Source organism: Sphingobacterium sp. UBA7253 (assembly GCF_002472745.1).
GTDB classification, from domain to species: Bacteria; Bacteroidota; Bacteroidia; order Sphingobacteriales; family Sphingobacteriaceae; genus Sphingobacterium; species Sphingobacterium siyangense.
In genome coordinates, this window is sequence record NZ_DKSP01000060.1 from 55,215 (window position 1) to 67,566 (window position 12,352).

A 12,352-nucleotide genomic window follows, 5' to 3' on the forward strand; every position below is an offset into this window, starting at 1 on the left:
AATGAGTACAACAGTATCGCAATTGGATAAGGTAAAAACTGGTCCATGGAATGGTGGGAAATCACCTTGGAACTTAGAGTATGGAAAAATCATGATGTGGTTTTTCTTGGTAGGGGATGCCTTCACATTTTCTGCATTTTTGGTTTATTATGGCGCACAACGATTTTCACACGCTGTATGGCCGGATCCTGATAAGGTTTTTCAATCTATTCCAGGAATTACTGACGGGGGACAACCCTTAGTATTTGTCGGTTTGATGACATTTATTTTGATTATGTCTTCAGTAACTATGGTGTTGGCGGTTGAAGCTGGACATCGTAATTCGAAGCATGAGGTTGTTAAATGGATGTTATGGACAATCTTAGGTGGTCTTTGTTTCGTTGGTTGTCAGGCATTAGAGTGGACGCATTTGCACCACGAAGGCTTTTGGTTCGGACGTAACCCGGCAACTGATATTACAACTCACATGCAAGGTGATAATGTGGTAGAGAAATTAGGTAAGTTTTTTACAGGAGATATATCTTATACTTCGGCTTTACAGTTTGCCAACCTCTTCTTTACCATTACTGGTTTTCATGGTTTCCACGTATCAGTAGGTATTCTTTTAAATATCATTGTTTTGTGTATGACGTTGAACAATACATTCGAGAAAAGAGGATCATATTTAATGATTGAAAAAGTAGGTCTATATTGGCACTTTGTGGATTTAGTGTGGGTATTCGTGTTTACACTTTTCTACCTTGTTTAGTAAAACAATTTAATTACAAAAGCTATGTCACAATATCAAGATAATATCGCTCACGGAGAGCACGCTCACGAAGGTGGGATGGATAAGAAGGCCATCTGGAGAGTATTTGGTGTACTTTTAGCCCTTACTTGTCTAGAGTTTTTAATTGCATTGGGCTTCGTGCACCATTGGCAAATTTTAGCTAAAGGTGCGTTAGTAAATACTATTTATATCGTGCTTACTTTAGTTAAAGCTTATTATATCGTTGCATTCTTTATGCACTTGAAATTCGAGAAGTCGAGTTTCATTGTTACCGTTGCAATTGTGTTTATTTTTATTATTTATTTTATTGTTTTGATGCTTGTTGAAGGAGGGTATTTAGCATCTGCTTTTCAAGAACATCAATTGTTTCCAAATAAATAGATAAAGTGAATGGATAATAATACTGGACAAAAGAAAGGTATTAAAACTATATTGATCCTGGCAGTAATTCTTTTATTGCCAGGATTTTTATATTTTGTACTAAATAAAAGCGGTTCTAATAGCTACGCCTCTTTGCCAATTTTTGGAAAGAAAGAGGTTCCGGGAACTACCCATCGTAAATGGGGACGTGATATTCCCGATACCATCTACCATACTGTACCCCCGGTTGATTTTGTGAATTTCGATGGCAAGAAAGTGCATCTATTGGATAATGATACAACACTTTCTGTCGTCCATCTGATGTACTCTAGAGATGCTTCATTATCGCGGACGATGATTAAGCGTTTGGATCAAATCGCCAATCGATTTATTCAGAATAAGAAGGTCCGCTTGTATTCAATTACGGTTGATACGGCATACGATACACCAGAAGTGTTAGCTAAATACGCAAAAGTTTACAAACCATGGACCAAATCTTGGTTTTTTGTGACAGATCCTTCTGTTGATATCTTTAAATTTGCCCAGGAAAGTTTATTACAAGATGCACTTGTCAATAAGGAGGGCAGCAAACCATTTATTATTGGGTCTAATTATCTTTTACTTGATACAAAAGGACGGATAAGAGGTATTTATGACATTAATGTCAAAACGGATGTTGACCGCCTTGAGGATGAAATCAAATTATTATTGGTCGAGGAAGTCCGAAACCATCCAGCTACAATAGAACAAAAGAGGTAATTATATCATGGAAGAGAGTCTTAACAAGGAAAAAAAGTATAGTAAATGGATTTGGTTGCTATCGATTGTGATACCGATAGTGGTTGCTATCCTTTTTACGGTGAATTTACAAAAGCTGGGTTATGATGTAAAACCGCTAACATTTTTGCCTCCTATCTACGCGGCTATCAATGGGATTACGGCTGTATTGCTTTTTTGGGCTGTGGCTGCGATAAAAAAGGGTAATAAGCCCCTGCACGAGCGTTTGATCAAAATGTGTATTGCTTGCTCTTTAGCTTTTCTGGCGATGTATGTCGCTTATCACATGACTTCAATCGAAACGAAATATGGCGGCGAGGGAATTTTAAGACCGATCTATTTCTTTATCCTGATCACGCATATTTTGCTTTCCATTATCATCATCCCCTTTGTACTCTTTACATTTGTTAGAGGCATATCGGGTTCTTATGAGCGTCATAAAAAGCTTGCCCGTATTACTTATCCCATGTGGCTTTATGTAGCTGTTACCGGCGTGATCGTTTATTTGATGATCTCTCCGTATTATATTGGTTAGTGGTAAGAGTTGAGGGTCAAGGTATTGTGATGAAATACAATGGCACGCCGGATTCGAGTTGTTTAATCTGGTTTAATATTTAAATGAAATCGGATGCGATGGAGACTATATTCCATGTATCCGGGAGTATAAACAGTATCGGATTAATCAGTTGATTCATATCGGCTAGATGGATCTGTAAAAATCATTCGCATATGAAGCGTATCTGGATTTATCAGGCAGATCGCCTGTTAACGGCGACAGAGGGACAGGAGATTGTTACTGACCTGAAAGCGTTTGCCGAACAATGGAAAGTGCATGGAAAACCACTTTCTGCATCCGCAGAATTGCGGGATAATCTTTTTATCATCCTTAAGGTGGACGAGGAAGTGGCGGCTGCATCAGGTTGTTCTATTGATAGTTCGGTTCGATTTTTAAAAGGAGTTGAATCGAAGTATGGTATTCAACTATTTGATCGAATGCAATTTGCATATAAAGGGGATCAGGGAATAGGCGTGGTTAACCATGACGGATTTGAGAAGTTATTGGCAGACGGTACCATCAACGATAATACCTTAGTATTTGATAATACCATTACCCATGAGCATCAAATGGAAGACGCTTGGGTAATACCCTTCCATCAAAGCTGGCATAAACGACTTTTTAGATAGGTTGTAAAACCATTTTATATAAGAAAGGCCATAGTTACATATGGCCTTTCTTTTTGATCTATAGATCTGTATTGCTTCTCTTCTGATCGATCCGCCGAACAGCGATGGTTTCGCTTATTCAGGAATAGTATAATGATGCATATATTTTGCTATCGCATTTGCACGTCTATTGACATAAGCAGAAGGGTTACGCGCATCCCATTCTCTTGGGTTTGGCAATATGGCTATAATCAATGCGGCCTGTTTTTTGGAAAGATTGCTGCCTGTTTTGCTAAAATAATACGAAGCTGCCGCATCCGCACCATAAACTCCCTGTCCCATTTCAATCACATTAAGATAAACTTCGAGGATGCGTTTCTTGCTCCAGAATGTTTCGATAAGAATGGTAAAGTAGGTCTCGAAGCCTTTTCTTAACCAGGAGCGCCCTGGCCATAAAAAGACATTTTTGGCTACCTGCTGACTGATTGTACTTCCGCCGCGTAATTTCTTTCCCTGTGCATTTTTTTTAATGGCATTCTGAATTCCTTGCATGTCGAATCCCCAGTGTGTCATAAAGTGAGCGTCTTCTCCGGCAATGGCCGCTAACTTTAGGTTGTCCGAAAGTTCATCGTAATCCAGCCAGTTTTTTTCCAGTTTAAATCCCTTGCCCTGTTCTTTTAGCTCAAACCCACGTTGAATCATCAACCAAGTGATGGGAGGATTAATAAACCGCAGGCTAATGACCCAAAAGAGTGAAATGCCAATAAAATAGAGTACTACCCGTGTCACAATGCGCAGGATAGGAGATTTTATGGACTTCAATGGGTTGAAGGATTTTTTTTTGAAGGTATTTTGTTGTTTGCTGGACGTATTTTGTTTACCAGATCTTTTGATGGCCATGACTAATTTTTTTCGGATACAAACTTAGCTTATATTCTTGTTTAATGGAAATGATTTTGTCGAGAAGTTGAGTGTATCGTTTGCCAAAGCGACGATATTATCCTATTTTTACGCTTCATAAAAATTGATTTTAAAAGTTGGCAAAAGAAAAGAAAGTGACCCCATTGATGCAACAGTACAATGCGATCAAGATTAAGTATCCTGGAGCGTTGTTGTTGTTCCGTGTTGGCGATTTTTACGAGACATTTGGTGAGGATGCGATCAAAGCTGCCCAGATTTTGGGCATCGTTTTGACAAAGCGTGGCAATGGCTCGGAATCGGAAACTGCATTGGCTGGTTTTCCCCATCATTCATTGGAAACCTATCTTCCGAAACTGGTGCGTGCTGGCCAACGGGTGGCGATCTGTGATCAGCTGGAGGATCCGAAGACGACAAAAACAATTGTTAAGCGCGGTGTGACCGAGCTAGTGACACCTGGAGTCTCCTACAGTGACAATATTGTTCAACAGAAATCGAATAATTATTTAGCATCAATTTTTATCGAAAAGGAGCGGATCGGTATTTCTTTCTTAGATATTTCAACAGGTGAATTTCTGGTTGCTCAAGGTAGTGTGGCCTATATAGATAAATTGCTTCAAGGTTTTAAACCGAGAGAAATTATTCTTTCAAAAAAACAGAGCAAGGAGTTTACAGAGCAGTTTGGATCACAATATTACACCTATTTTCTTGACGAGTGGCCTTATACGGGTGATTATGCCACTGAAACGCTATTGAAGCATTTTGAAGTCTCCTCGATGAAAGGATTTGGTGTGGACCGCATGACTGCAGGAGTTGTTGCTGCTGGTGTAGCATTGCATTACCTCAATGAAACCGAGCATCGTAATCTGCAACACATTTCTACGCTTTCCCGTATTGAAGAGGACCGTTTTATGTGGCTGGATCGTTTTACGATTCGCAATTTGGAATTAATCGGATCGTTGAATGAAAATGCGGTAACGCTATCCGATGTATTGGATCATACATCCAGTCCAATGGGAGCGCGTCTGCTCAAGCGCTGGATCGTGATGCCGCTCAAAGACAAAAAGAGTATTCAGGAGCGATTGAATGTGGTCGATTTCTTTTTCACTAACCGTGATTTGCGGGATGAGCTGATTGGTCAGATCAAGCAGGTGGGAGATCTGGAACGTTTAATTTCCAAGATCGGACTGCAAAAAGCGAATCCGCGGGAAATTGTGCAATTGAAGCGCGCATTATATGCTATTGAGAAATTGAAGGAACTTACGGATCGTAAAGATGCTGATGCTCTTCGGACAATCTCAGATCAGTTAGATGCTTGTGCTGTTATACGTGAAAAAATCGAGCAACAGGTTCAGGCGGAGCCTCCTGCCGCAATCAATAAGGGGAGTGTAATCGCGGAAGGGGTGGACCCTGAATTGGATCGATTGCGCAAGATCGCTTTTGGTGGCAAGGATTATCTGCTTGAGATCCAAAAAAGGGAAGCGGAACTCACAGGGATTCCTTCTTTAAAAATAGCGTTCAATAATGTTTTCGGTTATTATCTGGAGGTCACAAATACGCACAAAGATAAGGTTCCGACGACGTGGATCCGTAAACAGACACTGGTGAATGCTGAACGTTACATTACGGAGGAACTTAAAGAATATGAAGAACAGATTCTCGGTGCTGAGGAGAAGATACAAGCGCTTGAGAATAGATTATATGCTGAGCTATTGGTTGCCATTGCTGAATACATCAAACCTATTCAACTCAACGCCCAGCTCATAGCCAAGTTGGATGTACTGCTTAACTTTGCTGTTGTAGCGGAGAAAAACTATTATGTAAAACCCGAAGTCAGCGAGAGCAAGATTTTGGATATTAAAGGTGGAAGACACCCTGTCATTGAAAGAAACCTGCCGATAGGTGAGGATTATATTACCAATGATACTTTTTTAGATCCGAAAACACAGCAGATTATTATTATTACGGGCCCTAACATGGCGGGTAAATCTGCATTGCTCCGTCAGACTGGATTGATCGTGTTAATGGCGCAAATTGGTTGTTTTGTGCCAGCAAAAGAGGCTAAGATTGGCCTGGTTGACAAAATTTTCACCCGTGTAGGTGCTTCGGACAATCTTTCTTCGGGTGAATCTACGTTTATGGTGGAGATGAATGAAACCGCGAGCATCATGAATAATCTATCGGACCGCAGTCTTATTCTTTTGGATGAAATCGGTCGTGGTACAAGTACTTATGACGGTATTTCTATTGCCTGGGCTATTGCCGAGTTTTTACATAATCATCCTGCTGCTAAGGCAAAAACCTTGTTTGCCACGCATTACCATGAATTAAACGAGCTGACTACTTCGTTGGATCGTATAAAAAACTATAATGTAACGGTGAAGGAGGTTAATAACAAAGTTATTTTCTTGCGTAAACTTGTTCCAGGAGGCTCAGAGCATAGTTTCGGAATCCATGTGGCAAAGCTCGCTGGAATGCCGCAAAAGTTGCTTAATCGGGCCAATCAAATTTTGAAAAGGCTGGAGCAGGAGCGCACAGGTGGTGAGCAGATTAAAGATAGCATGCGCAAAATCCAGAAACAGGCCTACCAATTGCAGATGTTTTCTATTGATGATCCTGTCTTGAATAAGATCAGGGATATGCTGAATAACCTGGATGTTAATTCGCTTACTCCGGTTGAAGCATTAATGAAATTGGATGAGATACAACGCCTTTTGAAGAATTAAATCTTCCTTTTGGCTTGGGAAATTGATCTCAAGCGGAATTTTTTTCGATTTATATACGCCAGATGATGTTTTGTAAGATAGACATCATCTGGCGTATTTTTTTCTGAAAGTGTCTGGTCTTATTGGCCAGAAAGAACCTTCAGCTCGCTTTCATTGCTGTTGGTGTCTGCGAAGTCATCAGGTTTTTGAGGGCTATTTGCCTAAAACCTGAAGAATAGCTCCAAGCTTCCATAATTTGCCTGTATCGGGATCAATACCTTGCTGCTTGCATCATAAGGCGTGTAATGATAGCCGAGTTCGAAACCAATGTACTTTTGGTTTTTCATGCGAAATAGGGATGCGAGACCAAGTCCTAAGTGCACATTATTGATGGTTACCATACGATCGGTGTATCCGCCATCATAATAATAACCATCCGGATCATAATAACCGGAGGAATAAGCACTTTCTGTGATGCCGGTATCTGTAATATCTATGCCAAGGATACCTTTTGGAATCAGTATAAATTTGTCGTTGTCAAAAACTTTGTAACCTACAGCACCGCCCATAAATGCGGTCGCTGAAGAATTGACCGAAACATTGGAGCCCTCGTAATTGTAATCAATATTGCGGTCGTTTGAGTTGATGCGCACCTTGAAGCCACCTTCGAAAATAAATTTTCTTTCCAGCGAGCTCATCAGCATAAATCCAAAGTTTATGTTGGTTCCGAAAATTTTGTTGGCTCCGCCAAGTGGGGTGACTACGCCGATTGAAGGAACATAGCCCAGTTTGGCTTTCTGTCTATCTCTGTACACTTTGGGGACTGGAAACCGCTGTTGATTATCTTGTTCGTTAGCTTGTTGGTCTTGTACGGCATTGGCAACTTCAGTATCTGAAAAAAGCTCTAAAATAGTTTTTTCCTGATCGGTTAACGTATAACTATCGGAAGCAAGCAGGGCTTTGGCTCTTACTTTTATCAGGCCGTCCAGGGGATGCCTTAATGGCACGAAATTGTATTTTTCCTTATGCTGTTCGTATTGTGTTGAAAAATCGTCCTGGTCTGCCGCATCCAGTCTTTGTAGAAAATTTTTATCGAATTGATTGTCTATATAATTTTTGATCTCTGTTGTGGTATTCTTTTTTTCAATGATGTATATAAGAATACGTAAACGCTGTACAAACTCGTTGGTACCACAGCTAGCTTGTATACTATTGAGTAAAGGATCAATTTTGTCAAAGTCATTGTTGTTCAATGTTTTTGTCAATAAGGGAAGTATTTCAGTTGTATGCCGGTCACAATTCTCTTGTGCATGCAATAGTTTTGTAGGAAGCACACCGATGATGATCAATATCATAAAAGCAAGCTGACGGATATTCATGGCTTATATAGATTTGTTGCTGACTAAATTAGCAAATAAATTGCAGGATACACTGGTTTGTTTGTACCAAAGGTTCTAAAAGTTTTATCTTTGATGTATGGCGTCGATATTTCGGTTTAAACAGTTTGAGGTTGATCAGTCTGACTGTGCAATGAAAATTAACACAGATGGTGTACTGCTGGCTTCCTTGCTGGAAGTAGAACCTGTGGACCGGATACTGGACGTAGGTACAGGTACGGGAGTCATTGCATTGATGTTGGCTCAACGGCTCGTAGACAGTAGGGTAGAGGCTGTCGAAATTGACCCTTTGGCTGCTGCGATGGCTGACAGAAACTTCCGTAATTCCATTTTCCAGGAACGTTTAGTGCTGCATGCTTCCTCCTTTCAACAAATGGATGTACAAGGGCATTACGATCTGATCGTATCAAATCCACCCTTTTATACAGATTCCTTACATAACCCGGATGAACGCAAGAAGCTGGCGCGACATACCGATCTGGATTTTTTTGCTGAACTGCTGGATTTCGCCGCTTTACGTTTATCGGATCGGGGAAAATTAGTGTTGATCGTTCCAACGGCATTAGCGGAAACGTTGACTAAAATTTCGGCGGAAAGGGGATTATACTGTTCCAGTGAAGTACAAATAAGCTCCTTTGAAGGGGAATCGGCCATTCGGAAAATCGTTACATTTGAACGCTTACGCGTCGAACTGCTCGCTCAACGTACGTTTGTTATTTATGCCGCCAAGGGTATTTATTCAGAAGCTTATCGAAATGCCTTGGCACCTTATTTTTTAGCTTTTTAAGTGATGACAAAGATCGGATTACTCTCGGATACACATTCTTTTTTAGATGAAGCTGTATTTACTCATTTTGCAGCCTGCGACGAGATATGGCATGTGGGCGATTTTGGTGATCCTGATGTTGCGGATCGGTTAGCCGCTTTTAAGCCACTGCGCGGAGTATACGGAAACATTGATGGTCAGGAAATTCGTTTACAATTTCCAGAAGATTTGAGGTTTAGGTGTGAGGAAGTGGACGTATTTATGACACATATTGGTGGTTATCCGGGGAAATATGCTGCACGCATAAAAGGGGAATTGATGAAAAATCCACCTAAATTATTTATTACTGGACATTCACATATCTTAAAGGTTATCTTCGACCCCAAGATCCATTGTCTCCATCTCAACCCTGGGGCGGCAGGTAAGCAGGGCTGGCACAAAGTAAGGACATTAATGCGGTTTGAGATCAATAAAGATAAAATTGAGAACCTGGAGGTTATTGAACTCAAAGACCGTTAAGTCACCTAGATTCTTCTTCAGTCTTTTTTATGAATAGACAGCCGGACGATACTTTGGGTAATGGCAAAGAGATCGTGCGGTACATTCGGCTCTAATGTCACTAACATGCCTTTCGTTAGACTGATTTTGCTTCCGTTAACGCCAAAATCAATATTGCCTTCGACAATTTCCACAATAATTGATGCAGCTGTTGTATGCTCCTTTAGATATTGCCCTTCTGCAAAAGCCAAGCGATATTCTTTGCTGCCATTTGTTTCTAGCAGGAGGTCCATTTTGGGTTTTTTGTCCTGAAATGTGACGTTTTGAAAAATAGATGCTGTCTGCATGGATTATCTGTTGTTGCTGATATATTGTTGATAAAGGTCCTGTAAATAGGTCTGTAAGATCAGGGCGTGGGTATGCAAGGTATCATGGGTGGCATATAATAACGTAATGATTTCTTGTTGCTTGTTGTGGTCAAGAAATTCCTTGCAATAGTTGTTATGCTTTAGTTCTGTTCGATATTTTTCCGAGAAGTCATCCCACAAAGCTGGATTGTGGTGATACCAGATCCGAAGTTCTTTTGAAGGGGCAAGATTCTTATTCCATTCAGACAAATGAGCCTTTTCCTTTGTTATTCCACGAGGCCAAAGTCTATCGATGAGTACACGATACCCATCACTAGGGGAAGCTGCATCATATATTCTTTTTAGCACAATTTTCATGGCTATATATTATAAAATAACACTATTACTGATGTAAAATAAATATATGATTTTCAGCTGTAAAATGTGTCAGCTCGTTATCTTATTTCTTCTATAAATCGAAAGAATTTCCCTCTCGGATAGACGGGAAGAAGTTGGTGAAAACGATGGAAAGTTTCCTATTGCGGGAGTTTTAAAAGAAGTTTCTCAGGTACTATAGTGAATCACGAACTTCAAGAAGAAAGTTCTTCAAGCGCTCCAATGAATCTACAACACGTTGATTTTCTTTTGCCTCAGATTTGTTGTCACGCAGGTAATCACGTGCACCCTGTAGGGTATAACCTTTATCTTTAACCAAATTGAAGATGATCTTTAAATTGGCAATATCTTCTTGCGTAAATAAGCGATTGCCTTTTTTATTTTTCTTAGGTTGTAGAATGTCAAATTCACGCTCATAAAAACGTATTTGGGACGCATTTACATCAAACATTTCTGTAACTTCTCCCATTGTATAATACAATTTATTTATTTCACGCTCTTTGTACGGCATATCTTCACGATTAATCTATAGCAAACTTAATAAAAATTCCAATTCAAAAAGAAATTTTTGCGATCTCTTATCTGATTAGGGACTGACCGAGAGGGATATGGTACAATTTATGAGAAGCCAATAATAATTGTGTATAAAGGGAAATTTTTCTAAGTTTGACTAGTTTGAAAACGGTCTAAACATCATATATGATTATAGTTAGCAAATTTTGGACGAATTTCTTCTCTTTTGGAAAAGCCAATGCAATTACTATTTATCCTTTTATCTTTCTGAAAAATACCTTTTTTAAACAGCAGGACGACTTGATTCGTCATGAGCGTATACATTTGCGACAGGCGCTTGAATTAGGTATTCTCTTTTTCTATGTATGGTATCTCATAGAATTTGTCGTTCATTTTATTCAATTTAGAGATTTTGATAAAGCCTACCGGCGTATTTCTTTTGAGCGGGAAGCGTATGACAGGGAGGGCGAAACAGATTATTTGTCCAAAAGAAAAATATGGGCTTTTTGGCGATATCTTTAAAAAGATGGCCTATTCAACCCTGCCATAAAAGCCTCATAAGGTCATAGGCACAACAATTATGAGCTGAATTGAAGATGCTTTCTAGCCGATAAAATAGACACTTTCAAAAAAGAAAGCGGTGCCAAGAATATTCTTGGCACCGCTTTCTTTTTTATTTTGAGGATGATTATCCCACTAATTTAAGATAAGTAGCTACTTTGTTTTTTAACTGTCTACGGTCGACAATGAAATCCAAAAATCCATGCTCAAGAACAAATTCTGAAGTCTGGAATCCTTTTGGAAGATCCTTTTTGATTGTTTCTTTAATGACACGTGGTCCTGCAAATCCGATTAATGCTCCCGGTTCTGCGATATTTACATCACCTAACATCGCGTAAGATGCTGTAACTCCTCCTGTCGTAGGGTCAGTCAATAAACAAACGTAAGGAAGTCCTGCCTTTGCCAATAACGCTAATTTAGCCGAAGTTTTAGCCATTTGCATCAATGAAAATGCGGCTTCCATCATACGTGCACCTCCTGATTTGGAGATTAGCATAAATGGAATTTTATGCTCAATACAGTAATCTATCGAACGCGCGATTTTTTCACCAACGACAGATCCCATTGATCCGCCGATGAAACTAAAGTCCATACAAGCAATAACGATGTCTTGACCATTCATTTTTCCATGGCCAGAACGTAAAGCATCTTTCAGGCCTGTTTTGGCTTGACTTTCCTTTAAACGTTCAGGGTATGGCTTTGAATCGAAAAATTCTAATGGATCACCAGAATTTAGATTAGGAAATAGTTCTGTAAATTCGTTATTGTCAAATAAAATTGAAAAATATTCTTTGGAGCCAATTCTTAAGTGGTGCCCACAATATTGACAAACATAGTCGTTTTCTACTTGTTCAAGATGCAACAATGGTTTTTTACATGTGGGACATTTGTTCCACATACCATCAGGTGCTTCTTTTTTATTAGCGGTAGCTGTGCTAATACCAGCTTTTTCTCTTTTAAACCAACTCATACGATAGTTCTTATTCGATTACAAACTTATATAAATTTGCTTTTATATACAATTATAATTGTGTTGAATGTACATGCCAAGCGATTAAAACTCCTTGTGTAACAGGGCTTCTATAAATAGGGGAAATGCGGGTAACAATTGGGATATATAAGGTATTTAGCTGATTATTAGGTTAGAATTGAATTTTGGACCGGAGGATTAGTCAAAAAAA

At 39.5% G+C, this 12,352-nt stretch carries 15 protein-coding genes; 9 read left to right on the forward strand and 6 right to left on the reverse strand.

Going from position 1 to position 12,352, the window contains the following annotated elements; translation table 11 throughout:
• The first annotated feature begins 1 nt into the window (after position 1).
• The 5 genes from B2X72_RS05670 to B2X72_RS05690 all read left to right on the forward strand — a co-directional run bounded on the left by B2X72_RS05670 (position 2) and on the right by B2X72_RS05690 (position 3,091).
• Positions 2 to 748, forward strand: a complete 747-nt coding sequence (locus B2X72_RS05670; RefSeq protein ID WP_286777342.1) for a cytochrome c oxidase subunit 3 — start codon at positions 2 to 4, stop codon at positions 746 to 748.
• 24 nt (positions 749 to 772) lie between these two features.
• Positions 773 to 1,150: a cytochrome C oxidase subunit IV family protein gene (locus B2X72_RS05675; protein ID WP_088160234.1), complete on the forward strand. Its 378-nt coding sequence runs from the start codon at positions 773 to 775 to the stop codon at positions 1,148 to 1,150.
• A 9-nt stretch (positions 1,151 to 1,159) separates the two neighbouring features.
• Entirely contained in the window at positions 1,160 to 1,888 is a 729-nt protein-coding gene (locus tag B2X72_RS05680; protein WP_088160235.1) for an SCO family protein, read from the forward strand.
• Positions 1,889 to 1,895: 7 nt separating this feature from the next.
• Positions 1,896 to 2,441, forward strand: coding sequence for a DUF420 domain-containing protein (locus B2X72_RS05685; RefSeq protein WP_088160236.1), 546 nt, complete (start codon positions 1,896 to 1,898; stop codon positions 2,439 to 2,441).
• Positions 2,442 to 2,635: 194 nt separating this feature from the next.
• Positions 2,636 to 3,091, forward strand: a complete 456-nt coding sequence (locus tag B2X72_RS05690) for an ABC transporter ATPase (RefSeq protein WP_088160237.1) — start codon at positions 2,636 to 2,638, stop codon at positions 3,089 to 3,091.
• Between the two features lie 114 nt (positions 3,092 to 3,205).
• Here B2X72_RS05690 and mtgA read toward each other — a convergent pair whose 3' ends face one another.
• Entirely contained in the window at positions 3,206 to 3,970 is a 765-nt protein-coding gene (gene mtgA / locus B2X72_RS05695) for a monofunctional biosynthetic peptidoglycan transglycosylase (protein WP_070560704.1), read from the reverse strand.
• 137 nt (positions 3,971 to 4,107) lie between these two features.
• Here mtgA and mutS point away from each other — a divergent pair, with 137 nt between their 5' ends.
• Complete coding sequence (mutS, locus tag B2X72_RS05700) at positions 4,108 to 6,714, forward strand: DNA mismatch repair protein MutS (RefSeq protein ID WP_286735782.1); 2,607 nt, start codon at positions 4,108 to 4,110, stop codon at positions 6,712 to 6,714.
• A 200-nt stretch (positions 6,715 to 6,914) separates the two neighbouring features.
• Here mutS and B2X72_RS05705 read toward each other — a convergent pair whose 3' ends face one another.
• The gene (locus B2X72_RS05705) at positions 6,915 to 8,072 is read right to left on the reverse strand and encodes a hypothetical protein (protein WP_286735783.1); all 1,158 of its coding nucleotides are present in this window, start codon (positions 8,070 to 8,072) and stop codon (positions 6,915 to 6,917) included.
• 97 nt (positions 8,073 to 8,169) lie between these two features.
• Between B2X72_RS05705 and B2X72_RS05710 the strand changes: the two genes are divergently transcribed.
• Both B2X72_RS05710 and B2X72_RS05715 read left to right on the forward strand, forming a co-directional pair.
• Positions 8,170 to 8,877, forward strand: a complete 708-nt coding sequence (locus B2X72_RS05710; RefSeq protein ID WP_088160240.1) for a tRNA1(Val) (adenine(37)-N6)-methyltransferase — start codon at positions 8,170 to 8,172, stop codon at positions 8,875 to 8,877.
• A gap of 3 nt (positions 8,878 to 8,880) precedes the next feature.
• Complete coding sequence (locus B2X72_RS05715) at positions 8,881 to 9,375, forward strand: metallophosphoesterase family protein (protein ID WP_088160241.1); 495 nt, start codon at positions 8,881 to 8,883, stop codon at positions 9,373 to 9,375.
• A gap of 17 nt (positions 9,376 to 9,392) precedes the next feature.
• Here the strand turns inward: B2X72_RS05715 and B2X72_RS05720 are convergent, their stop codons facing one another.
• The 3 genes from B2X72_RS05720 to B2X72_RS05730 all read right to left on the reverse strand — a co-directional run bounded on the left by B2X72_RS05720 (position 9,393) and on the right by B2X72_RS05730 (position 10,608).
• Positions 9,393 to 9,701 (reverse strand): AraC family ligand binding domain-containing protein, encoded by a 309-nt coding sequence (locus B2X72_RS05720; protein ID WP_088160242.1) that lies wholly within the window; start codon positions 9,699 to 9,701, stop codon positions 9,393 to 9,395.
• Positions 9,702 to 9,704: 3 nt separating this feature from the next.
• Entirely contained in the window at positions 9,705 to 10,079 is a 375-nt protein-coding gene (locus B2X72_RS05725) for a DUF488 domain-containing protein (protein WP_286848512.1), read from the reverse strand.
• Positions 10,080 to 10,272: 193 nt separating this feature from the next.
• Positions 10,273 to 10,608, reverse strand: coding sequence for a MerR family transcriptional regulator (locus tag B2X72_RS05730; protein WP_046674120.1), 336 nt, complete (start codon positions 10,606 to 10,608; stop codon positions 10,273 to 10,275).
• Positions 10,609 to 10,796: 188 nt separating this feature from the next.
• Between B2X72_RS05730 and B2X72_RS05735 the strand changes: the two genes are divergently transcribed.
• A complete protein-coding gene (locus B2X72_RS05735; RefSeq protein ID WP_088160244.1) occupies positions 10,797 to 11,132 on the forward strand; it encodes a hypothetical protein in 336 nt (111 codons plus the stop codon).
• Between the two features lie 166 nt (positions 11,133 to 11,298).
• Here B2X72_RS05735 and accD read toward each other — a convergent pair whose 3' ends face one another.
• Positions 11,299 to 12,141 carry an acetyl-CoA carboxylase, carboxyltransferase subunit beta gene (gene accD, locus B2X72_RS05740; protein ID WP_088160245.1) on the reverse strand — a complete coding sequence of 281 codons (843 nt, stop codon included), beginning with the start codon at positions 12,139 to 12,141 and terminating at the stop codon, positions 11,299 to 11,301.
• Between the last annotated feature and the right edge of the window lie 211 nt (positions 12,142 to 12,352).